We start from the raw sequence: 23,295 nt of genomic DNA on the forward strand, positions 1-23,295 counted from the left end.
ATGATGGTAGTTTTAGAATTAAAACAAGTGAAAAAGACATTCGGTAGTGGCCATAAAGAAATAGAAGCAATGAAGGAAACAAATTTTACTGCAGACAGGGGTGAGCTGATAGCTATTATCGGTCCGTCTGGTTCCGGTAAAAGCACATTTCTAACAATTGTCGGCGGGCTTCTTACACCCACTTCAGGGTCTGTGGTCATAAATGATAAGAATCTAGCGGATTTAAATGAGAAAGAGCGTTCAAAGATTCGGTTGAAGGAAATTGGGTTCATTCTACAAGCATCGAATCTAGTTCCATTTTTAACAGTCGCCAATCAGTTAAAACTATTGGACCAAGTTAAGAAAGAAAATATGACGAAAAAACAATTAGAAGAGTTATATGATGACTTGGGTATTGGGGATTTACGAACTAAATACCCTGCAGACTTGTCTGGCGGAGAACGTCAGCGTGTGGCAATTGCCAAAGCGTTATACAGTAACCCTTCCATTATTTTAGCTGATGAACCAACAGCATCTCTTGACTCAGATCGTGCCTATGAAGTTATGGAACTACTGAAAAACGAAACAAAGAACAAAAACACAACGACCATTGTCGTCACACATGATATACGTCTCGTAGACTATTGCGACAAGGTATTCAAAATGACAGACGGTGTACTTGTGCAAGAAAAATAAAGAAGTCTGGTGCCTTACTAATGGTTAAGGCACCCTTCTCCATACATAGAAAATGAATTATGTAGAAAGAATCTTGAAAAGGTGGTGAAATCAAATGAACAGTAAACACTTGGACAGTGAGAAGCTATATTATGCTTTTGTCTCAGGCGCAAATAGGGTTATTAAACATAAGAATGAACTTAATAGAATAAATGTGTTTCCAGTAGCTGACGGTGATACCGGAACAAACTTAACATTTACGATGCAAAATATTATTGAAGAAACACAAATGAAAGGCTCTGCAAAAGAAACAATAGGATCGATTGCAGATGCGGCATTAACAGGTGCGAGAGGGAATTCTGGTATTATTTTTGCGCAGTTTCTGAATGGACTTCATCTAGGATTGGACGATGAAAAGGAGATAACGTTATCTGGTTTTTCTGAAGCAGTAGAAAGTGCGGTACTCTATGCATACAAATCAATCTCCAATCCAGTAGAAGGAACAATTATTTCGGTTATGAAAGATTGGAGTAACTCTCTTCGTTTACTAAAAGATCGTGTAACCGACTTTTCTCAACTATTTACCATCTCGCTGGAAGCCGCCACCCAATCACTACAATCCACGCGTAAGCAGCTTAAAGTATTAAGAGATGCTTCAGTGGTAGACGCCGGTGGAAAAGGATTTGTTTGTTTTCTTGAAGGTATAACTAATTACTTTTTGAAAGTAGAGGTTGAAGAAACAGACTACGTATCTGCTGACGTGGAATTTAAGGATAGTGGACTTCATTCGAATGAGAATATAAAACCAAGTCACAGATATTGTACGGAGGCGCTTATAAAAGGCGAGCAGATAGATTTGGAAATGTTGAGAAATAATCTATTAGATCTAGGAGAGTCGCTGATTGTCGCAGGAAGTCCGGAGAAGGTCAAGATTCATATCCATACAAACCATCCTGAGATACTGTTTGATAGACTAAGAGAATTTGGAATGATTATTCAGCAAAAAGCAGATGATATGCTTAGACAATTTGAAACTGTTCATAGTAGGAAACATAAAATTGCGCTAGTTACAGATTCAATTGCTGACTTACCAAAAGATTTAATGGACAAGCACCAAATCCATATGATTCCTTTGAATCTACTTATAGGTGATAATAGTTATTTAGACAAATTGACAATTAGTCCTTCTTATTTGTATGAATCAATGGATGATGCCAAAAAATATCCGACATCTTCACAACCTACTGTAAAAGCAGTAGAAAGTTATTTGAATTCTATAGTGCCTTACTATGAATCAATCATTGTGATTACCGTCTCTAATAAAATGAGCGGAACATACGATACGATTGTCAATGCAGCGAAGAAAATTAAAAGCACCGGTGCAAAAATTGCGGTAATAGATTCGATGTTAAACTCAGGCGGACAAGGTCTAGTTGTTTTAAAGGCTGCTGAAGCGATTGAGAAAGACGTAGAATTTACGAATGTAATTGAAATAATTAACGATACAATCAAGAAAACAAAAATCTTTGTGAGCGTTGATACGTTGAAGTACATGGTTCGTTCAGGACGCATTAAAAAATATACAGGTCTTGCTGCTAAAATGCTGAATTTAAAACCTCTTGTATCCATTAATAACACTGGAGATGGCATAGTTATTGGTAAAGCACTTAGTGTGAAAGCTAATACTAAAAAAATGCAAGCTTTGGTAAGGGAAATTACTCGTACGAAAAAGATTGTCAGTTATTCAATCGTTCATGCAAATGCGATTGATCGGGCGAATGAATATGAACAAATTTTCTCGCCTCTTATAGGAAGAACACCTGAATACATCACTGAAATATCTTCAATTGTAGCTGTGAATGCGGGTGTGGGATGTGTTGCAATTGCATTGACAACAGAATAAAGGAGGTTTTATGATGTCAGCTATTTATTTGGGTACGTTCATTACCTTGTTACTATTTTTCTTCATTTTTTTTCTGGTTGCTCAGAAAAAGAAAAACAACGGTCTAGTCGATATTGCATGGGGACTTGGATTTGTCATAGCGGCAATTTTTAGTTACTTTGCTGGAGGGTTCCAAACTGATCGCGCAACTCTCATAACAATTTTAACTATTATTTGGGGAGTACGGTTAGCGTATTACTTATTCAAAAGAAATTGGAATAAGCCTGAGGATTACCGCTATGTTAATATGAGGAAAAGATGGGGAACTAATTTTGTCTATTTAAAAATATTTCTAAATGTATATGTACTCCAGTTAGTATTGCTATTTATCATTGCGCAACCTATTTTACTGACAAATGTATCTTCTACAAAAGGTCTTGGAACGCTGGATTATATTGGATTGATAGTTTGGATAATCGGATTTTTCTTTGAAGTCGTAGGAGATAATCAGTTGAAATCTTTCATTAAAAAACCTGAGAATAAAGGGAAGTTGATGAAGTATGGTTTATGGAAGTATACGCGTCATCCTAATTATTTTGGAGAAGCAACCATGTGGTGGGGAATTTTTCTAATCGCCTTCTCTTCACCTAATGGATGGATAGGAATAATTAGTCCAATCATCATTACTTTGCTTCTATTATTTGTATCAGGAGTACCTTTGCTCGAAAAGAAATATAAGAATCATCCTGAATTCGCTGACTATGCAATGCGAACGAGTAAATTTGTACCAATGCCTCCAAAAAAATAGTAAGCAAATTGGACATACTACGGATAACTGATTTGAAGGATGAGATGTAGTTGGAAAAAATAATTGTCTGGTTTAGAAAAGATTTACGAGTACATGACAACCCCGCTTTGTGGGAAGCAGCCCAGCAAGGAATGATTATTCCTGTTTTTATCTGGTCGGAAGAAGAAGAGCATGAAAACACCTCAAACTTAGTAGGGCAATGGTGGCTTCATCATTCATTGATAGCGTTGAAAAAAAAGCTAGAATCAATTGGTTTATCCCTCATTTTTAGACGAGGTAGCAGTTTAAAAGAGCTTTCTTTACTTTGTAAACAAACAAAAGCAGATGCTGTTTTTTTTGGTGAAAGATATGAGCCATCTATTATTAGAAGAGATAACGCGATTACTCAAAACCTGTTTTCTAATGGGATGGAAGTTCGTTCATTTCCTTCAAATCTACTCTTCGTACCTGGTGATTTACTGAATCAAAAGAATGAACCTTATAAAGTGTTTACAGCTTTTTGGAAAAGGACGATGGGGGAGTCTGTTAATCGTCCGCTTCCTATTCCAGTTGACATTAATCCATTCAATCAAGTTCTTCCGTCTCTACAAGTGGAAGAACTTGATTTGTTACCAGTGAATCGCTGGAATGAAAAGTTCCATCCGCACTGGGAGCCAGGTGAAAAGGGCGCTATTACGAGATGGGAAAAATTTACCGATGATGGCCTCAGCCGATACGTTGAGGGGCGTGATATCCCCTCTTCAGATTCGGTTTCATTATTGTCGCCCCATTTAGCCTGGGGAGAAATAAGTGTTAGAGCAATTTGGTATTCAGCTAAGCGGCTGAACGAAACGGAAACAGGAGAGTACATGCAATCATCCATCGATGCCTTTTTGAGGCAGTTAGTATGGCGTGAGTTCGCATATCACCAGCTCATTCATTTTCCGGAAGTGCTACAAGTCCCTTTACGTGAAAAATTCACAGCATTTCCTTGGCAGGGTTCTAATGAAGAATTTGCTAAATGGCAAAAAGGTTTGACGGGTTATCCTCTAGTCGATGCGGGAATGCGAGAATTATGGCAGACGGGTGTAATCCATAATCGGGTTCGAATGGTTGTCGCCTCATTTTTAGTTAAACATTTACTCATATCCTGGGTAGAAGGATCTAGCTGGTTCAAGGACACGCTAATTGATTTTGATGCGGCTAACAATGCAATGGGTTGGCAGTGGGTCGCTGGGTCAGGGATCGATGCGGCGCCGTATTTCCGGATATTCAATCCGATTCTTCAAAGTCAAAAGTTTGATCCGGAAGGAATATATATTCGGAAATGGGTTCCCGAACTTGCTGGAATTTCTTCGAAGTTTATCCATGAACCATGGAAAACACCCGCAAATTTACTACATGAATCCGGCATCGTACTTGGCAAAACGTATCCGCTCCCTATCGTTGATCATTCACTTGCCAGAATTCGTGCGTTAGAAGCATACGCGCAAGTTAAAAATAAATCATAATACGTCTGTTGATGAACCATTTATTTGCAAAAATACTGGTGAGTCGGGCTTGATGAATTTCATTTTCACAGCACTATTTTCGGCCCGCTTTCGACTAACTATTCAGGATAGATTTACTGTGGGGTCCGAGTGTGGCGAGAGGTAATACTGTTTAGCAAAAAGTATGCTCCTAATCATGTGATACCTTATAGAAAGTGGCACTTCTTTACTAAAAAAGGGGAAAACCATATAGAAAGCATCAGCCGCCAAAATTGCATCTTTGGCGGTTTTTCTCTAGCTTAGATGTCAGCTATTCTTTAGTCAAAAAAAATTTCTGCACCACGAATACTTATGCATTTGGAGCAGGGCGGATGAAGGGCCACCAGACGATTACCGAAAAAACTGTGTAGAGATGCGACAAAGTCGCATCTCTACACAGACAGACATCCCGGTAATTGTTTAGAAGCCATTCAACCAACGCAATCGGAAAATGCAACTATACAAGTAGCGCCCAGTAGGTGATTATGTTATTCACGGGAAAGGATAATGGATATTAGGATGACTCTCTAGTATCCGAATATAAAAAAACACCATTCAAATCTGAGTGGTGTTATTTCTATTTTCAATTCACTTGTAATGAAACATCAAGCAACAGTGTGGTCGATGCCGCTAGAAAAGGGCTTGTAAGTACTTTAATCCGTGGGAATTGCGGTCCATTTTAAACAAAATCCTATTTATGAACTGCACCCCTGCTGAATAATTGAAGCTGCAGTTATTAATGCGGACGGTTCCTTATTCTCTATATCTTATAGCTAATCCTTTTAAGAAATTCCTTGCGTATCTGTCAAGGCACTCTTTATAATTCTTGTGTCCTTCTTTTCTTAATACAGCACCTAATTCACCTTTTGTTATAACGACTCCTGCTTCTTCTAATATTTCAAGCATATCATCGCTTGTTAATGATAGTGCTATTTTTACTTTTTTTAGAAGGATATTATTAACGCTTTCATAATTTTTTATAGCCAGAGCCGGTTTTTCAGCTTGTCCTGGTTTTGGATCTTGTTGCCCTCTTTTGAAAATAATAAAGCCATTTAAAAATGAATCTAACATACTATTACTACACTTTAAAGTCCCTTCATTTTCAGCTGCATCATGGTAATTGTCATCTGATTTTATGAGCAACATGGACACTTCTTCTTGTGTTACTTCAACGCCGCCAAGTTTAAATATCTCTACCATAACCGAGTCTTTTATATCTAGAGCATATCGTAATCTAATTAATATATCATTATTATTCATGTATAAACCTCCAGTGAAATTGTACTATTTACGTAATTGAATCATCATTTTTAAAGTGGAAAAAGGCAATCAAAGTTAACTTAATAATAGCACATAAAATTAGTTTAACCTTTTTTTTGTTATATCAGACTTTAAAATAGACGAATTCCTATCCGCATTAAAAATTCAGGGTAAGGTGAGTGTGAAATCATAGCTTTCCTCATCAATGAAATCCCTATATAATATAGTAGAAACGGAATATGGGTCCCGGTTGTGGACAGTTTTAAATTTTGAAGAATTATTCTTAGTGAAGGAACAGGTGTAAAACATATGAGTTTATTGACTGTAGCAAATTTAAGTCACGGCTTCGGTGATCGTGCGATTTTCGAAGACGTCTCTTTTCGGTTATTGCAAGGAGAGCATATCGGCTTAATCGGTGCCAATGGCGAAGGTAAGTCGACGTTCATGAACATTATTACGCGTAAGCTAGAGCCAGATGCGGGAACGGTAAGTTGGGCGAAGCGGGTGCGGGTCGGGTATTTGGATCAACACGTCGCGTTAAAACAAGGGATGAGCATTCGTGATGTGCTGCGGACCGCTTTTCAATATCTTTATGACCAGGAGACAGAAATGAATGCGCTCTTTGCCAAGATGGCTGAGGTCGATGCAGATGAACTGGAGTCCCTTCTTGAGGAGACGGGTCAGATGCAGGAAGAATTGACGAACAATGATTTTTATATCGTCGATTCCAAAGTCGATGAAGTAGCGAACGGACTAGGATTAAATGAATTTGGTCTAGATCGGGACGTTCATGATTTGAGTGGAGGGCAGCGGACAAAAGTGTTGCTTGGTAAGTTATTATTGGAAAAACCGGACATTCTTCTTCTTGATGAGCCGACGAACTATTTGGATGTTGAGCATATTGACTGGCTACGCAATTATTTGCAGAACTATGCGAATGCTTTCATATTGATTTCCCATGATATACCCTTCTTGAATAGTGTTATTCAGCTTATCTACCATATGGAAAATCAGCAGATCACTCGATATTCTGGGGATTATGATGAATTTTTACGTGTGCATGAAATGAAGAAGCAACAGGTGGAAGCCGCCTACAAAAAGCAACAGAAGGAAATTTCAAACCTTAAAGACTTCGTGGCACGTAACAAAGCGAATGCAGCGACGAGTAAAATGGCCATGTCTCGCCAGAAGAAGCTGGACAAGATGGATGTCATCGAATTAGATGCTGAAAAGCCGAAGCCACAATTCTCCTTTAAACAGGCACGGACCCCGGGGAAATATCTGTTCGAAACAAAGGAACTTGTGATTGGCTATGATGAACCGTTGTCAAATGCCTTGGATCTTACGATGGAACGTGGGCAGAAAATCGCTTTGTCTGGTGCGAATGGTATTGGGAAAACAACTCTCTTAAAGAGCATTCTAGGAGAAATCCCTGCACTTGCCGGTTCTGTTACTCGTGGTGACCATCTGGAAATCGGGTACTTCGAACAGGAAGCCAAGTCGGAAAACAACAATACTTGTCTTGAAGAAGTATGGGAAGCTTTCCCGCATTTCACACAATACGAAGTACGTGCAGCCCTTGCACGATGTGGATTAACGACCAAACATATTGAGAGTAAGGTGAAGGTGCTAAGTGGTGGAGAAAAGGCGAAAGTACGTCTTTGTAAACTGCTTAACCGCGAAACAAATTTGCTCGTCCTTGACGAACCGACAAATCACCTTGATAGAGACGCGAAAGAGGAATTGAAACGTGCCTTAAAGGAATACAATGGCAGCGTGCTACTTATTTCTCATGAACCTGATTTTTATGAAGGCCTTGTAACTGATGTTTGGAACGGCGAAAATTGGACGACCAAGATGTTTTGAGTGGCTTGAACTTAGGTAGTTGAAATTAATTCGAATAGAATAATGAACCAAACAAAAGTCTCTCACAATTTGCGAATTGGTGGGAGATTTTTGTTTGGTTATTTTTGATAGCCCTCCATTTGCACATATAAAATAGTACTGGTCGAATGCTAATCTCATTTTGCATAAACGATTTTATTCCGCCCCTTTTACTAGCTGAAAAACTCCTCTTTCATCGAAAAGCTAAAAAAGTATAGTAAATGTTGAAAAAATGCTATTGATAGCGCTTTCATATTGAATTTTCAGAGTTTATGATTAAGTAGTAAATACTTTTTATTCGAAAAGAGAGGGGTAAAAAAATGATTAAGAAATTTAAGGGGTTAACATTTTTGGCAATCTTGATGGTGTTCGCACTCGTCGCAGCTGGATGTAACAATGACGGAGGTAGTTCGGTTGACGTAGGTATCGTATTACCGACGAAGGATGAACCTCGATGGGTACAGGATGAGCAACGTTTCAAGGATGCATTAGCAGATTCAGATTATTCAACGGAAATTCTATTTAGTCAAGGATCTTCAGCGAAAGAGAAAGAAAATGTAGAGGCATTATTAAATAAAGGCATCAAGGTATTAATTATCACTCCTCATGATGGTGCGGCAGCTGCATCTGCAGTAGAAGCAGCGAAAAAAGAGGGTGTAACTGTTATTGCGTATGACCGTTTAATTACAGATACGGATGCAGTAGATTATTATGTAACATTCGATAGTTTAGCAGTAGGTGCTGCACAAGCACAGTATTTAGTGGACAATGCACAGGGGTCTGACGTTCCTCTTTACCTTTATGCAGGTGCGGCTTCAGATAACAACGCATTTTTATTCTTCGAAGGGGCCTGGAAAGTGCTTCAACCGAAAATTGCAGATGGTACCTTTAAAATTGCTAACTCAAGTGAAGCAGAGGGGTTAAAAGATTCAGCCGAACTTTCGCGCGACCAACTGGGAAAAATTATTGGTCAAGTTACAACGAACTGGGATGCAAATGATGCGAAAAACAAAGCGCAAACACACTTAACAGCTGCGGGTGACGACTTAAAAGGTGATGTTGCAGTTCTAGCTCCGAATGATGGAACAGCTCGGTCAATCGCAGACGTATTTGCTTCTGATAGTGTAATTTCAAGTTACTTTGTGACTGGGCAAGATGCAGAGAAAGCATCTATCCAATATATAATCGACGGAAAACAGTCGATGACGGTATTCAAAGACGTTCGTGCACTGGTGAAAGATGCGATGGGTATGGCAGTTGAAATCTTAGATGGCAATACACCAGAAACAACAGGTTCTTATGATAATGGTTCAGTTGAAGTTAAAGCGAAACAAACGGACGTAATCGTGGTGAATGAAGATAACGTGAAATCTGAGCTAATCGATTCTGAATACTACGAGGCAAGCGAATTCACAGGTTTAGAGTAAAAGTATCACATTGGAAAATGGAAAATAGTGATAGTGTAATCTATCACTATTTCTCCATTTCTATTTTGTTTGGGTTAGGGAGGCGATAGAATGAGCGAATATATTTTAGAGATGAATGACATATCTAAAGAGTTCCCGGGAGTCAAGGCCCTATCGAACGTGAATTTCAAAGTGAGAAAAGGCGAAATTCATTGTTTGGTTGGTGAGAATGGTGCAGGAAAATCGACGCTGATGAAAGTGTTGAGTGGAGTTTATCCATATGGCACATACGACGGAGATATCGTATTTGAAGATCAAGTTCAACAGTTCAATGAGATTAGCGATAGTGTGAAGGCTGGTATTGGCATCATTTATCAAGAGTTGGCACTTTTTCCGGATTTGTCCGTCTATGAAAATATATTTGCTGGCAATGAAGTGAAAAAGGGTCCGTTCGTTGATTGGAATCAAACAATCGTTCAAGCTACGCAGATACTGAAAAAAGTAAAGCTGAAGGTGACGCCGGAAACACTGATTAGGGAATTAAGTGTAGGAAAACAACAGCTCGTAGAAATTGCCAAAGCATTAAGTAAAGATGTAAATCTGCTGATTTTAGATGAGCCGACGGCAGCACTGAATGAAGATGACAGTGAAAATCTGTTAAAACTCCTAAAGGAATTAAAAAGCCAAGGAATTAGCTGCATTATGATTTCTCATAAGCTGAAGGAAGTTATCGAGATAGCGGATAAAGTAACGATTTTGCGGGACGGCAAGACGATTTGTACGCTAGATGCAAGTAAAGGGGAAGTAGCGGAAAATGTCATTATCAAAAATATGGTAGGACGTGAAATCGAAGACATTTACCCGAAACATCCTGATAAGAAAATCGGAGATACTGTCCTCAAATTGGATAACTGGTCAGCGTATGACACGCAACTAGGAAGAAATGTTGTGAAAAACATCAATCTTCACGTAAAAAAAGGCGAGATTATTGGGATCGCTGGTCTGATGGGGTCCGGTCGTACAGAACTTGCTCTTAGCATTTTTGGGAATCCGAAAAACTATAAGTTACAAGGGGATTTGGAAATTCAAGGGGCGCCAAAAGTACTGAAGCATACAAGTGATGCGATTAAGGCTGGTATTGCGTATGTGACGGAGGATCGAAAAGGAGACGGACTGTTTTTATTACAGGATATTAAGAGTAATGTCTCGGCGGCACATCTGAAAGGTATTTCGACGAAGGGGATTCTCAACTTAAATGAAGAAGTGAAGGTTGGTAAAGAGTACAAAGACTCGTTGTATATTAAAGCGAGTTCACTAGAGCAAATAGTTGGCAAATTGAGTGGTGGAAACCAACAAAAAGTATCGCTTGGGAAATGGTTGTTTACTGGACCTAAGATCTTGATCTTAGATGAACCGACAAGGGGAATCGATGTTGGGGCGAAATTCGAAATTTATACGATTATGAATCAGTTGATTGACGAAGGTATGAGTATTATTATGATCTCCTCTGAACTTGGTGAGGTGCTAGGGATGAGTGATCGTATCTATGTTATGGCAAATGGCTCGATCAAAGGAGAACTGGCCATGAAGGAAGCGACACAAGAGGCGATTATGGAACTTGCGACGCAATAGGAGGGATAACGATGGGATTTTATAAAGAAACTAAAGCGCTCGTCAAAGCCAATATTCGAGATTACGGGATGTATATTGCGTTAATCGTTATTTTGTTAACATTTACGATTATGACGAACGGCTTGTTTATGTCTTCTCGAAACATAAGTAACTTACTGGATTCCGCTGGTTATATTGCGGTTTTGGCGGTTGGGATGACCCTTGTTATCGTCATTCGTCATATTGATTTATCGGTGGGCTTTTTAGCAGGATTTCTAGGTGCGATTACAGCCATTTTCTTGACGCAAATGGGCTTGTCAGTATGGATTACTATTCCGCTGATTTTAATTTTAGGTGCTATCATTGGATTATTTAACGGGGTATTAGTTGCTAAAATTGGAATTCCATCATTCGTTGCTACGCTGGCGGGGATGTTGATTTTCCGTGGTGCACTCCTTCAGGTTACAGAAAAAACGGGAACGATTATTGTTAGGGATGAACAATTCAATGCGATTGGAAATGGATTTATTCCATCGATTATGCAAATTAATGGCTTGCATCTACTGACGTTATTAGTAGGGTTTGTCGGAGTACTTTTATATATATACAATGAAATCGCCAATCGTCGTAACAAATTGACGTATGGCTTTGATGTAATGTCTAAGGGGATATTTAGTGTAAAGCTTGTTTTGATATCAGCGATTATTGCTTACATTACTTGGATTTTAGCTGGCTATAACGGTTTTTCTTGGACGGTTGTCATTATAATAATCGTTGTCATAGTTTATCACTTCTTAACGACTAAAACAGTACTCGGTCGTCACATTTATGCAGTCGGTAGTAATCCTGAGGCCGCGCATTTGAGTGGGATCAATGTACAAAAGATTACATATATCGTCTTCGGTTCCATGGGGATGCTCGCGGCGTTATCAGGAATTCTATTTACATCTCGGCTTCAATCGGCAACGACCACAGCTGGAACTCTCTTTGAGCTTGACGCGATTGCAGCGGCATATGTTGGTGGAGTATCTTCTGCAGGTGGTGTCGGTAAAGTAACAGGTGCTATTATCGGAGCCATCGTGATGGCCTCGTTATCGAGTGGGATGAACTTACTAGGTGTAGGAATTTCCTATCAATATATGATTCGCGGTGGTGTTTTAGCTGGAGCGGTAATCTTTGACGTCATGACACGGAAGCAACGGGGTTAAAAGAGAATAGTAGAATAACTGGGCACCCTATTTGTAGGGTGCCTGATGTCGTTTTGTAAGACATTGTTAATTCCTAGACAGGTTGATAAGATGAAAGAAACAAGCTTTAGGAAAGGGGAAGGGATATGCGGAAAAAAGTTGTTTTAATACTTGTCGCACTCATTATGATTTTTAGCTATTTGACTATTGTATCCGCAACTAAAGCGTATCGTTTAACTAGTGATAGGCCAGCTAACCTCCCCATTTCCCCGGAATCTATTCGTCTCGTGCTCATTACCCAAGAGCTTGATACTCCATTTTGGAATAAGGTTGGCCAAGGGGCATTGAAGCAGGCACAAGAAGAAAATGTTCAGCTTGAAGTGTGGGGAAGCTATGGAAATAACCAAGATGATTTTTTGAAGACAATGGAGATTGCGATTCATTCTAAGGTGAATGGTATTATCGTTCAGGGGCTAGATAATGAAGAATTTAAAGAACTGACAAAGGTTAAGGCGGCTTTTTATGGGATTCCTATCATTACCATCGCTAATGATGTACCAGTGGAAGAGAGCTTGCGAAAAACATATGTTGGTTCAGATCAATTTGGGGCAGGACAAATGGTTGCTCGTCAATTGATAAAAGAAATGGGCACCACAGGAGAAGTGATTATACTTGGTGATCAAGAGCAAGCATATTATCAAAAAGAACGTTTAGCCGGTATCCAGAATGTATTGGGTGGCTATCCAGACATCGAAATGATTGTTAAAGGAACGGCAGATGCAAAGGAACAAGTAATGACAACGACGCAACAGCTGATGAATGAAGTACCGCGAGTCACTGCATTTATAGCCATCAATGCAAATTATACAGGTCCAATGATTCAAGAGATCGGAAGACGTACTCAAGTAGAGCCGTATTATATTTATACCTTCGATGACGGCGTTGGATTAACTGCCCTCTTAGAGCAAGGCAAGATCGATGGAATTTTGGAGCAAAAGCCAGAAGCGATGGGCAGCGAGAGTGTTAAGCGGTTGATGGAGTGGATTTCTGGCGAGACCGTCCCGCTCGATTCAAATGGTTACCTCACTGAAACGCGCATGGTTGACGCGGAAGGTGAAGAACTATGATGACGATTCAAAAAAAGATTTGGATACTCGTTTCCGTTGTGTTGCTGATAATGGGAATTATTTGGTTGACGCTTACATCTTATAATCAGAAAACTCAGGAAAAATCCAATGATATTTTACAACGCTATTTGCGGATGAATGAAGTAACAACAGCAAGTCAGCAAATAATTACCAACTTAAATAACTATTTACTTGACCCAACAGCTAATCATAAGCAACAGATAGAGAAAAGCGTAGCCGTTATTGAGGAGGTACAACAGGATGTAGCGGAGTTGCGGAATGTGGAAAATGCATTTTCAATAACCAACTATATTCATTTAATCGATAGTCTTATTGAGACGACGAATCGCTCCATTATGTTTTCAGAGGAGCAAGAAATGGAAGGGTCGACGAACGAATTTAATGAAGCAAACCGTATTTCTATGTACATATCTGAAATGACCTTAACGATTTTAGACCGAGAGCTGAAGACCTCTAATCGGTTTTATCGAGGTATTATCAAGCAATCGGAGGAGTTGAAAAAGCTAGGAATCTGGCTGTTGCTATTGATTACTGCTGTGTTACTTTTGGCTATCTACTGGTTTTCACTTAGTATTACGCGGCCGATTCATCAGCTCACGAAGGCCGCTAACGCATTGTCTCAAGGTAGTTTTAATCAACAGATTGAAGTGAAGTCTAATGATGAGATAGCCTTTTTAGCAAAGACCTTTGATGAGATGCGTGTAAACATTAATGATTTAATAGTAGAAATTCAACAAAAGGCACAGCTCGAGCATGAGCTTCAGCAAAGTAAGTTGTTATTGAAGGAGAGTCAATTTAGAAGCTTGCAGAACCAGATAAATCCACATTTTTTATTCAACACATTAAACACATTGTCGAAAAAGGCGTATTTAGATGGTGCGGAGGAGACGAGCGATCTTATAGTCAGTGTAGCCGGCTTGCTACGTTATAATTTGAAGCGGATTGACCGCTCTGTGACGGTGTATGAAGAAGTAGTCGTTTTGAATCAGTATATGGAAATCCAAAAGGCTCGTTTTACGGATCGCTTACAATTTAAATCTGACATCAACGAATCTTGCTTAGATGTAAAAATTCCGGGACTAACCCTTCAACCCATCATTGAAAATGCGGTAATTCATGCTATTGAGCCGGAGCAGGATGGAGGCGTTATTTGGTTTAGGATTAAGAATGACGGTCCATGGGTCATCATTGAAATCGAGGATAGTGGGCAAGGGATGTCCCCAAAGAAAGTGGAGCAGTTGCTGAAGGGGCACATTATACCAATCGAAGGACATTCTACAGGAATAGGCTTTCAAAATGTGGTGAAAAGATTGCATTTATTCTATGGAATAGAGGATTTGGTCACGATTGAAAGTAGAGAAGGTCGGGGGACAAAGGTGGTCATACAAATTCCAAGGGCCAGGGAAGAGGGAAATGATGATGAAGCTTCTAATCGTTGATGATGAACCGATTGAGCGAGAAGGGATGCAGGCAATCTTACAAAAAGCGTTCCCTGAACTTTCCATTTACCAAGCAAGAAATGGGGAAGTAGCAATAGAATTAGCAGATACAATTCAACCAGATTTGGTCTTAATGGATATTAAGATGCCTGGTATGACAGGACTTGAAGCCTTAGAAAAGATTCAAGATAAGCATTCTACTATCAAATTTGTTATGGTGACGGCCTTTGATATGTTCGATTATGCGAGACAAGCGCTCAAGCTCGGTGTGAAGGATTACTTACTGAAACCCAGTAGAGCAAGTGAGATTGTTGCAACGGTAGGGAGAGTATTAGAGGAATGCAGGCTAGAACGTATTGCAGAGGCTACGAGCCAAATGCAGCATGAAAAGTGGCAAAAGGCGTTGACATTAGTGGAAACAGATATCGTGACACAGCTATTATTTGATCATGTTCATGAAGTTCATATTGATATGCTTGTCGAGATGCTAGATATTCGCTCTACTCATGAAAAGTTTGTAGTAGTAGTGTTGTTGCCAGAGGGAGCAGAACACTATTATGTGAGGATTAAGGAAAAGGTGCGTGAAGCGGGAAATGCTTGGGTAGGTGCGTTATATGGACGGCAGCTACCCATCATTGTGTTTCGTGATCCAGAGAAATCCTTTCGTTCGCAAGCAATGACATTAGCCAAAGCGATTTTATCGTTGGCTAAGGAACAAATGAGCTTAGACTGGTTTATTGGGATTGGTCAGGTTTGCGAACCATTAGACGAGATTCGTCAGTCGTACCAAGAAGCGCTTATTGCGACTATGGATACAACGCTAGCGGTCAAGAGTCGGTTTTATGCTGACGCTCCAGTGCTCAGTTTAGAGACAGATAATCAGGTTATCAAGCAGCAGCAGAAAGACTTTTTTGACCAAATTCGTTTAGGGGACTGGGTATCCATTCGCTCTGGGATATTGGATTTGATACAACAACATGAGAATGAGGGGAATTCACTAATTTACACGCAACAACGAATGCTTGAGTTGCTTTGGATTGCGAACAGAGTGATGGATGAAATGGGAATGGAAGCGAATGCCCCATTTTTTTCGTTTCAAGCACAGGACTATCGACAATTGCGTACGGAGACGCTACTGCTACTCGAACGGATGAATGCTGCCTATGAGGCACATTACGAACGAGTGGAGGCTGATAAGATACATCAAATTAAACAATTTATCAGTGAGCATTCACATAAAGATATTTCACTGAACATTCTCGCGCAAAAAGTCGATTTAAGCCCGATTTATATTAGTAAAATGTTCAAAGAGAAGTTGGGCATTAACTACATCGATTTTCTGACGGAGTGCCGAATTGAAAAAGCAAAGAAGCTATTGAATGATCCAGAGCGAAGCCTAAAAGAAATTACGTTTGAGGTCGGTTATCATGAGCCGAATTATTTCAGTAAGGTGTTCAAGAAAATGTGTGGAGTGTCCCCGAAGGAGTACCGAAAAACGTTAATGAGTAAAAAAGTCGAAGTCTGATAGGGGGCAAGTAGATGAAACGAAAGGCTATAATCGTATGGCTATTGGGAATGATTTTGATACTAGTTACTTGTATAGCTATACCAAAGCAGACATTGGAGACCGTTGAGTTAGAAGAAACGATACCTTTTAGTGCAATCGACAGTCCAATCCGTATTGGATTTTCGATGGACACACTACTTGAAGAACGATGGCTGAGAGACCGTGATTTGTTTAAAGAAGCCGTTGAAGCATTAGGAGCCGAAATCGAGATTGTCGCTGCGAATGGAGATGATGCGCTTCAAATTTCACAGGCAGAGGCGCTCATTCAAAGCGGGATCGACCTTTTGGTAATTGTCCCACATAATGCTGAGGCAACAGCCGCGATTGTTCACAAGGCGCATCTTGCAGATATCCAAGTAATTGCCTATGATAGACTCGTCAAAAATGCGGATCTCGATCTATATGTTTCTTTTGATAATGAACAAGTGGGCGAAATGCAGGCGAAAGCCATCACTGCTCTCGTACCGAAGGGGAATTACGTCTTTATTGGTGGTGCGATTACCGATAACAATGCACATTTATTGAAAAAAGGTGTGTTCAATGTGCTGCGTCCCTATATTGAACGAGGTGATATTAAGATTGTCTATGATCAGTGGACGAAGGATTGGACTCCAGTGAATGCACAAGCCAATATGGAAGAAGCTCTTCGGACAACGAACAAGCAGATTGATGCGGTAATTGCTGCGAATGATGCCACGGCAGGTGGTGTTATTCAAGCACTTTCGGCTGTTGGACTAGCAGGTCAAGTACCAGTTGCCGGACAGGATGCGGATTTGGCAGGAGTGCAGCGAATTGTTACTGGAACACAAACGATGACAGTCTATAAACCAATCAAGATGCTTACACAGGAAATGGCGAAATTAGCGGTTGCGATGGCAAAAGGTGAGAAAGTATCTGCTGAACAGAAAGTTAATAATGGGAAGATCGAAGTTCCTTCCGTGCTGCTAACACCAATCGCTGTAAATGAACACAACCTAGATAGTACGGTGATTTTCGATGGATTTCATTCATTTAAAGATGTGTATCAAGTAACATCGAAGTAAATCGGGTGTCCAACACTTAGCGAGAGACCATTTTTGGTAACTCTTGCTAAGTGTTTATTTTTCATTGCAATACGAACGTGTATTCTATATGATGACTAAAAGAGGAGGGAATGAGTGTGCGTGTTGAGTTGATTAAGTCAATGGAATGGAATCACGTCTCAGATATGATATCCGCGGTGAAAGACGATGCGATAGGCAAGCGAAGCATTAAAATACTACAAGTAGGTGATGTCTTATTTAGGGCCAATCGCTATTCACCAAAATCCGATTGTACATTTAAAATCGACACTATCCTTGCACTCGTTCCCGTTACTTCAAGAGAGCGGATTGTTGTATGATTGACTACGGTAAATTTCCAAATCGGCACATCGCCTGTATTGATATGGTGAGTTTTTATGCTAGTTGTATGGCTTCGTTGTATAGCTTAGATGTACAAAAGGTGCCGATTGCGGTCGTTGGGAATCTTGAAAGAAAAGGGTCTGTTGTGCTCGCGGCATCGCCTCCAATGAAAAAAAGATTTCGCGTTAAAACAGGTTCTCGTTTGTACGAAATTCCACAACACCCTGACATTAGGCTATTCAATCCAAAAATGAGTTATTTTCTAGAAATGTCGATGGCTATTACATGCCTACTTCATAAATACGTTCCGGCTGAAGCGATTCATGTCTACAGTGTAGATGAAAGCTTTATTGATCTAACTGGAACCGAAAAGTTGTGGGGCGACCCAGTGCAAACTGTTAAAGTTATTCAACAGGAAATAGTTGCGACGCTAGGCTTACCTTCAACGGTCGGCATGGGACCAAACATGTTAATGGCAAAGCTTGCACTAGATCTAGAGGCAAAGGATACAGGCTTTGCAAAATGGACCTTTGAGGATGTAGCGGGGAAATTATGGCCAATTTCTCCATTAAGTGAAATGTGGGGGATTGGTCGTCAAACGGAAAAAAATTTAAACAATATGGGGATATTTTCAGTTGGTGATTTGGCCAATGCCGATTTACAAAGGCTTGAAAAAAAGTTTGGAGTAATGGGCAATCAGTTATTCCATCATGCGTGGGGAATAGACCTCTCCAAGATGGGTGCACCAATTCTTGAAGGCCAGGTTAGCTATGGGAAGAGTCAAATACTTATGCGAGATTATAATTTGCGGGAAGAAGTAAACGTGGTCTTGTTAGAGATGTGCGAGGATATCGCCAGAAGAGTAAGGGAAGAATACAAGGCCGGACGCACTATATCGCTCGGTATCGGATATAGTAAAAATGCTTTTGGAGGTGGATTTCGTCGTTCTCGTACTATTGTGGAAGCCACAAACGACACAATGAAAATTTATAACGTTTGCAAAGAATTGTTGAATGAAAATCATGGCAATCAAGCCGTGCGGCAAGTCACCGTTTCGATTACGAAGTTAGAAGATGAGCGTTCAATGCAATTAAGTTTATTTGATACGAAAAAATGGCAAGTACGGAAGCTAGGTACAACAATGGATACTATTCGTACTTGTTATGGGGATAACGCTATATTAAGGGCGGTATCACTTACAAATGCAGGGACATCTATTAAGAGATCTACATTAGTTGGCGGTCATCAGGGATAGGAGTTGTACTATGATTAGGGACCGAGGAAATATTAAATGGACAGCGATGATGCTGTCGGAGCATGTAAGGGAGTTACGAAAATGGATGGATCAGGATAATTACACTGAAAGACCGGAACTAAACGAGTGGGATCTTCAATCGATTCAAGAAGAGCTTGAATTAGCGTATAAGAGGCAATGTGAAACGCTAATTAAAACCTGGGATAGTGGACGAATTATTCAACATCATGGGATAGTTGAAGACATCGATTTGAGGGAGCTGTGCATTGAATTAAAGAATCCGCTCGGTACAGAAATAATACGGGTAGCTGCTATTACAAATGTGCAAAGCATGGAGTAGAGAGACAATAACGCCAATTTAAAACTGATAATAGTATCCCTATGTTAAGGGATACTATTTATTTTGGAGGTTAATTAATGGGGTATAATGGTTTTTTGAGAGTTGAAATGGTTAACTTTATCGACCAATAAACAGTAAGAGGCATTCCGGACTAATTCAAACAAGAAAGTCCGTCCTTTTCAGTGGTCGGTATCGTGTCGTATCTGGATGGTGTTAATCGCAGGAAAAGAAAATAGCGGACATTAATCGTGAAAACATGTTAAGAGTATGTAAAGCTTCTTGATTACATCTTGAATGTATTATTTAAAATGGTATATTTGTCTTGTTGCAAAACAATATCGATATTAAGGGAATAGTGGCATAGAAGATAAAGTATTAAGAGGAGTCAATATGAAAAAAGCTAAATCAAATAGGGGATTAAAATCACTTTTGGAACTATTTTTAGTTTCAACACGACTTGGATTGACCTCCTTTGGTGGGCCAACAGCTCATTTGGGGTATTTTCATGAAGAATATGTACGAAGAAGAAAATGGATGGATGAAAAAAGCTATGCAGATTTAGTTGCTTTAGCTCAGTTCTTACCTGGCCCAGCTAGTAGTCAAGTAGGTATTGGTATAGGTGTTATGCGGGCGGGCGTTTTGGGTGGAATTATATCCTTCATTGGGTTCACAATGCCTTCAGTTATTGCACTTATTTTATTTGCCTTGTTGCTCACAGGGGGTGACGTCGGAAATGCTGGATGGATACATGGCTTGAAAATTGTAGCAGTGGCGGTAGTTGCGCATGCTATTATCGGAATGGCTAAAAATTTGACACCGGATTTAACAAGGAAATCCATTGCTCTATTCGCACTAATAGGTACTCTTTTTTTGCAAACAGCTTTTGCTCAAGTAGGCGTCATTGTAATCGCTGCATTTTTGGGGTTCATTCTGTTCAAGCAACACAAAGAAAATGATGAAGTGAGTTCGCAATTTCCAATCGCTAAGAGTGTTTCAGTGATCTGTTTACTGCTATTTTTCGGGTTACTCTTTTTGTTACCCGTAATCAGGGAAGTAACTGGATCCTACTGGGTAGCTATGTTCGATAGTTTTTATCGGTCAGGTGCTTTAGTTTTTGGTGGCGGTCATGTCGTCTTACCTTTACTAGAACAGGAATTTGTACCAACTGGATGGATAAGCGAAGAATCATTCTTAGCTGGTTATGGTGCTACACAAGCAGTACCAGGCCCTTTATTTACATTTGCAGCTTATTTAGGAACGGTAATGAAGGGCTGGCAAGGTGGTTTAGTAGCTACGTTTGCAGTATTCCTACCTGCATTCCTGCTTATTCTCGGTGCACTCCCTTTTTGGGATAGTTTACGAAGCAATCCTAAAATTAAAGGAGCCATCATGGGCGTAAATGCAGCAGTTATAGGGATATTAATAGCCGCTTTTTATTTTCCTATTTGGACGAGTTCCATTTTAGCGCCTATTGATTTTGCTTTAGCTGCCCTATTGTTTAGTATGCTTGCCTTTTGGAAGCTTCCACCTTGGATTATTGTAGTTACAGGAGCTATCGGTGGTTCATTACTGACACTATTATGAAATAAATAACGTCACGCATGGGGTTTTTCCTCAGGTGTGACGTTTATTTTATTTCTACTATTATTGTCATTTTATCATTTCAATCTAACTCGATAGACATTCATCACACAGATGGTGTACAATAAAACCAATAAAACTAAAATGGGTTTTTTAGTTTTCTTGATAGTTGAAGTTGAAAACAAGAAATTTAAATGCATTTAAAGAAGGAATCGAGCATATTAAAAATTAGGGAAGAAGATTTATCTCCTACATTTGCATCAGTTATGAATTTAGAGTGTGAAAAAGGTTGGTATATATGTTGAACACATGAATACCTAAATAAACTGAATGAAGGCGCCACCTCGAGTTCAATGGAATTTTTATTTCGACGAAAGCTATATTGCTAAGATAATGAATGTGAGCATTAGAAGAGATCGAATCGTTAATAATGCTGTGACAGGCAATACAGAATACTATATACGTTGAATTAAAGAATCCCATTGAATCTACTGTGGCGCTCAATAAGGAGAGAGTATTAATTCGGAGGCCGCTGAAAAAGTCCTGTTTCCTTCAATCCCGTTGATTTCCGTTCCGAGCGGACGCTTTCCGCGGGCACGGCTTCAGCCTCCTCGTCACTGCGTTCCTGTGGGGTCTTCAGCTCGCGCTGTTCCCGCTGGAGTCGCCGCTCTTCACTACAATCAACTAGTTCTTACTATTAAAAAAGAACTTTTTCAGTGGCTTCTTAATTCGGGGTGTGGATTGTAGAACGCTTGGCGCTTTGGGGATGCCTTTGCCACGCCTGCGCTAGGTTGTTCATTATCGAGAGAAATGTGATTTTGAGATGTATATGCCGAGATTGTAAGGTGATTATTTTTGCTACTAATTCTATTCAAGAAAGACACACTTCAGGTTGCAGATTTCATCGCAGATAATGAAATGCTCTTTCTCACATAGACCATCCAGCGAAGGCGCGACTTCGTGGTAGCCGGAGCGATAAGACTGAAAGCGGTCTTCTTTCTGGCTTATCGCGGGAGGCATCCACAAAGCGTCCAAGCGGTATTGGGAGGATTCTAATTAGTTCTAAGTATTGGGACTTTTTCAGTGGCCTTCCAAATGCCCATGTAAAGCGTATACGCCGTATTCATTTGTTCAACATATATAGATGTTAAAGTGTTAGACGGCCATTATTAGTTGTATATTCTTATATAAATCTAGTCTTTAAATATGAAAGGAAAAATGATGACAGTAATTATAAATGAAGTTACAAAAGACAATATAAACGATATTCTAAAACTGCGTATTAATGAAGAACAACAGTCTTTTATTGAAACGCCGCAACAATGTTTAGATGAGGCAAAGGTATGCAGCAACTTTCAACCAGTAGGGCTTTATTGGGAAAAGAATTTAGTTGGTTTTGCTATGTATGGATTTTTTCCTGATGAAGGAATAAATGGACGAGTGTGGCTGGATCGGTTTTTAATCGATTCTAAATATCAAGGTCTTGGATTAGGAAGCATTATGTTAAGCGCATTAATTCAACGGTTAGAACAAGAATATAGTTGCAATGAAATCTATTTAAGCATCATCGCCGATAATCAAGGAGCACTTCACTTGTATCAGAAATTTGGCTTTAAGTTCAATGGTGAAGTGGATAGTAATAATGAAAAGCTAATGGTGAAAAGTTTATAATGTTTTTTGGTTTATCGTTTAGAACTTGACCTACTTAACTCTGTAGACATTCATCTCACAGAGGTTGTATAATGAAACTGGTAAAACTACAAACGGATTATTAGTTTCTGGGGAGGTCGAAAATTGAAAACAAGAATCAGAAATGCATTTATTGAAGAAACGCGAAATAATGGCATTAAGTTCACGATGGATGATTTGGCAAAGCGTCTTGGAATTAGCAAGCGGACGTTATATGAAAATTTTTCATCTAAGGTAGATATCCTTGACTCAATTATAGATATGACGCTCGTTGAGTTCGATGAACAAACACGGCGTATAATTGACAATCCAGAACTTACGCTGTTAGAAAAAATTCGTAAGGCGATTGTCGTCATGCCAAAATACAATGAGTTTTACGATCTCCGGATTCTGAACCAATTAAAACGGACTTACCCTGTACAGTGGGAACGGGTGAACCGTGAGTTGCATCAGTGGGATGATTTAAAGGGTCTTCTTGAAGAAGGGATCCGAACAGGTATTATTGTGGATCGAAATATCGATCTGCTGATGAAATTGATTATTGAAGCTTCGAATGCAACGCTCGACCGACAATTTTTTTTAGAACATAGTATTTCTGTTACGGAAGCGTACGGGGCGATTGTGGATGTGTTATTGACAGGTATGGTGAAGGAAAAATAAGGTGAGCTTACTGGCATTTTAACTGCCAGTCTAT

At 39.7% G+C, this 23,295-nt stretch carries 19 protein-coding genes; 18 read left to right on the forward strand and 1 reads right to left on the reverse strand.

Going from position 1 to position 23,295, the window contains the following annotated elements:
* The first annotated feature begins 3 nt into the window (after positions 1–3).
* The 4 genes from MKX62_RS16470 (at position 4) to MKX62_RS16485 (ending at position 4,834) form a co-directional block, all read left to right on the forward strand.
* Positions 4–675: an ABC transporter ATP-binding protein gene (locus tag MKX62_RS16470; RefSeq protein ID WP_340741885.1), complete on the forward strand. Its 672-nt coding sequence runs from the start codon at positions 4–6 to the stop codon at positions 673–675.
* A gap of 94 nt (positions 676–769) precedes the next feature.
* Positions 770–2,557 carry a DAK2 domain-containing protein gene (locus tag MKX62_RS16475; protein ID WP_340741886.1) on the forward strand — a complete coding sequence of 596 codons (1,788 nt, stop codon included), beginning with the start codon at positions 770–772 and terminating at the stop codon, positions 2,555–2,557.
* Positions 2,558–2,570: 13 nt separating this feature from the next.
* Positions 2,571–3,344, forward strand: coding sequence for a DUF1295 domain-containing protein (locus MKX62_RS16480; RefSeq protein WP_340741887.1), 774 nt, complete (start codon positions 2,571–2,573; stop codon positions 3,342–3,344).
* A gap of 50 nt (positions 3,345–3,394) precedes the next feature.
* On the forward strand, positions 3,395–4,834 hold the full coding sequence (locus tag MKX62_RS16485; RefSeq protein ID WP_340741888.1) for a cryptochrome/photolyase family protein: 1,440 nt from the start codon (positions 3,395–3,397) through the stop codon (positions 4,832–4,834).
* Between the two features lie 771 nt (positions 4,835–5,605).
* Here MKX62_RS16485 and MKX62_RS16490 read toward each other — a convergent pair.
* A complete protein-coding gene (locus MKX62_RS16490; RefSeq protein WP_067207997.1) occupies positions 5,606–6,112 on the reverse strand; it encodes a YehS family protein in 507 nt (168 codons plus the stop codon).
* A 309-nt stretch (positions 6,113–6,421) separates the two neighbouring features.
* Here MKX62_RS16490 and MKX62_RS16495 point away from each other — a divergent pair, with 309 nt between their 5' ends.
* The 14 genes from MKX62_RS16495 to MKX62_RS16560 all read left to right on the forward strand — a co-directional run bounded on the left by MKX62_RS16495 (position 6,422) and on the right by MKX62_RS16560 (position 23,261).
* Complete coding sequence (locus MKX62_RS16495) at positions 6,422–7,978, forward strand: ABC-F family ATP-binding cassette domain-containing protein (RefSeq protein ID WP_340741889.1); 1,557 nt, start codon at positions 6,422–6,424, stop codon at positions 7,976–7,978.
* Between the two features lie 338 nt (positions 7,979–8,316).
* On the forward strand, positions 8,317–9,423 hold the full coding sequence (locus MKX62_RS16500) for a sugar ABC transporter substrate-binding protein (protein WP_067208002.1): 1,107 nt from the start codon (positions 8,317–8,319) through the stop codon (positions 9,421–9,423).
* 90 nt (positions 9,424–9,513) lie between these two features.
* Positions 9,514–11,034, forward strand: a complete 1,521-nt coding sequence (locus MKX62_RS16505; protein WP_187047436.1) for a sugar ABC transporter ATP-binding protein — start codon at positions 9,514–9,516, stop codon at positions 11,032–11,034.
* Positions 11,035–11,045: 11 nt separating this feature from the next.
* Positions 11,046–12,221, forward strand: coding sequence for a sugar ABC transporter permease (locus tag MKX62_RS16510; protein ID WP_067208008.1), 1,176 nt, complete (start codon positions 11,046–11,048; stop codon positions 12,219–12,221).
* A gap of 125 nt (positions 12,222–12,346) precedes the next feature.
* Positions 12,347–13,327, forward strand: coding sequence for a substrate-binding domain-containing protein (locus MKX62_RS16515; protein ID WP_340741890.1), 981 nt, complete (start codon positions 12,347–12,349; stop codon positions 13,325–13,327).
* Entirely contained in the window at positions 13,324–14,787 is a 1,464-nt protein-coding gene (locus MKX62_RS16520; RefSeq protein WP_340741891.1) for a sensor histidine kinase, read from the forward strand. The genes MKX62_RS16515 and MKX62_RS16520 overlap by 4 nt, the downstream gene beginning before the upstream one ends.
* Entirely contained in the window at positions 14,765–16,312 is a 1,548-nt protein-coding gene (locus tag MKX62_RS16525; RefSeq protein ID WP_187047848.1) for a response regulator, read from the forward strand. Before MKX62_RS16520 ends, MKX62_RS16525 begins: the two co-directional genes overlap by 23 nt.
* 14 nt (positions 16,313–16,326) lie before the next feature.
* Positions 16,327–17,397 carry a D-xylose ABC transporter substrate-binding protein gene (gene xylF, locus MKX62_RS16530; RefSeq protein ID WP_067208018.1) on the forward strand — a complete coding sequence of 357 codons (1,071 nt, stop codon included), beginning with the start codon at positions 16,327–16,329 and terminating at the stop codon, positions 17,395–17,397.
* 110 nt (positions 17,398–17,507) lie between these two features.
* Positions 17,508–17,735 carry a transcriptional regulator gene (locus tag MKX62_RS16535; protein WP_340741892.1) on the forward strand — a complete coding sequence of 76 codons (228 nt, stop codon included), beginning with the start codon at positions 17,508–17,510 and terminating at the stop codon, positions 17,733–17,735.
* Positions 17,732–18,991, forward strand: coding sequence for a Y-family DNA polymerase (locus MKX62_RS16540; RefSeq protein WP_340741893.1), 1,260 nt, complete (start codon positions 17,732–17,734; stop codon positions 18,989–18,991). The genes MKX62_RS16535 and MKX62_RS16540 overlap by 4 nt, the downstream gene beginning before the upstream one ends.
* A gap of 10 nt (positions 18,992–19,001) precedes the next feature.
* Positions 19,002–19,331, forward strand: coding sequence for a YolD-like family protein (locus tag MKX62_RS16545; protein WP_067208026.1), 330 nt, complete (start codon positions 19,002–19,004; stop codon positions 19,329–19,331).
* 390 nt (positions 19,332–19,721) lie between these two features.
* Entirely contained in the window at positions 19,722–20,915 is a 1,194-nt protein-coding gene (gene chrA, locus MKX62_RS16550; protein WP_067208029.1) for a chromate efflux transporter, read from the forward strand.
* A gap of 1,218 nt (positions 20,916–22,133) precedes the next feature.
* Positions 22,134–22,583 (forward strand): GNAT family N-acetyltransferase, encoded by a 450-nt coding sequence (locus tag MKX62_RS16555; RefSeq protein WP_067208032.1) that lies wholly within the window; start codon positions 22,134–22,136, stop codon positions 22,581–22,583.
* A gap of 123 nt (positions 22,584–22,706) precedes the next feature.
* Positions 22,707–23,261, forward strand: coding sequence for a TetR/AcrR family transcriptional regulator (locus tag MKX62_RS16560; protein ID WP_067208035.1), 555 nt, complete (start codon positions 22,707–22,709; stop codon positions 23,259–23,261).
* Positions 23,262–23,295 lie beyond the last annotated feature (34 nt).

The sequence above is a fragment of the Sporosarcina sp. FSL K6-5500 genome, assembly GCF_038005665.1.
Lineage (GTDB): Bacteria > Bacillota > Bacilli > Bacillales_A > Planococcaceae > Sporosarcina > Sporosarcina psychrophila.

Bases quoted from the DNA above. Each gene is read 5' to 3' on its own strand.
- MKX62_RS16470 (WP_340741885.1), top strand. From the start codon at position 4: ATGGTAGTTTTAGAATTAAAACAAGTGAAAAAGACATTCGGTAGTGGC.
- MKX62_RS16475 (WP_340741886.1), top strand. From the start codon at position 770: ATGAACAGTAAACACTTGGACAGTGAGAAGCTATATTATGCTTTTGTC.
- MKX62_RS16480 (WP_340741887.1), top strand. From the start codon at position 2,571: ATGTCAGCTATTTATTTGGGTACGTTCATTACCTTGTTACTATTTTTC.
- MKX62_RS16490 (WP_067207997.1), bottom strand. From the start codon at position 6,112: ATGAATAATAATGATATATTAATTAGATTACGATATGCTCTAGATATA.
- MKX62_RS16495 (WP_340741889.1), top strand. From the start codon at position 6,422: ATGAGTTTATTGACTGTAGCAAATTTAAGTCACGGCTTCGGTGATCGT.
- MKX62_RS16500 (WP_067208002.1), top strand. From the start codon at position 8,317: ATGATTAAGAAATTTAAGGGGTTAACATTTTTGGCAATCTTGATGGTG.
- MKX62_RS16505 (WP_187047436.1), top strand. From the start codon at position 9,514: ATGAGCGAATATATTTTAGAGATGAATGACATATCTAAAGAGTTCCCG.
- MKX62_RS16510 (WP_067208008.1), top strand. From the start codon at position 11,046: ATGGGATTTTATAAAGAAACTAAAGCGCTCGTCAAAGCCAATATTCGA.
- MKX62_RS16515 (WP_340741890.1), top strand. From the start codon at position 12,347: ATGCGGAAAAAAGTTGTTTTAATACTTGTCGCACTCATTATGATTTTT.
- MKX62_RS16520 (WP_340741891.1), top strand. From the start codon at position 13,324: ATGATGACGATTCAAAAAAAGATTTGGATACTCGTTTCCGTTGTGTTG.
- MKX62_RS16525 (WP_187047848.1), top strand. From the start codon at position 14,765: ATGATGAAGCTTCTAATCGTTGATGATGAACCGATTGAGCGAGAAGGG.
- xylF (WP_067208018.1), top strand. From the start codon at position 16,327: ATGAAACGAAAGGCTATAATCGTATGGCTATTGGGAATGATTTTGATA.
- MKX62_RS16535 (WP_340741892.1), top strand. From the start codon at position 17,508: ATGAGTGTGCGTGTTGAGTTGATTAAGTCAATGGAATGGAATCACGTC.
- MKX62_RS16540 (WP_340741893.1), top strand. From the start codon at position 17,732: ATGATTGACTACGGTAAATTTCCAAATCGGCACATCGCCTGTATTGAT.
- MKX62_RS16545 (WP_067208026.1), top strand. From the start codon at position 19,002: ATGATTAGGGACCGAGGAAATATTAAATGGACAGCGATGATGCTGTCG.
- chrA (WP_067208029.1), top strand. From the start codon at position 19,722: ATGAAAAAAGCTAAATCAAATAGGGGATTAAAATCACTTTTGGAACTA.
- MKX62_RS16555 (WP_067208032.1), top strand. From the start codon at position 22,134: ATGACAGTAATTATAAATGAAGTTACAAAAGACAATATAAACGATATT.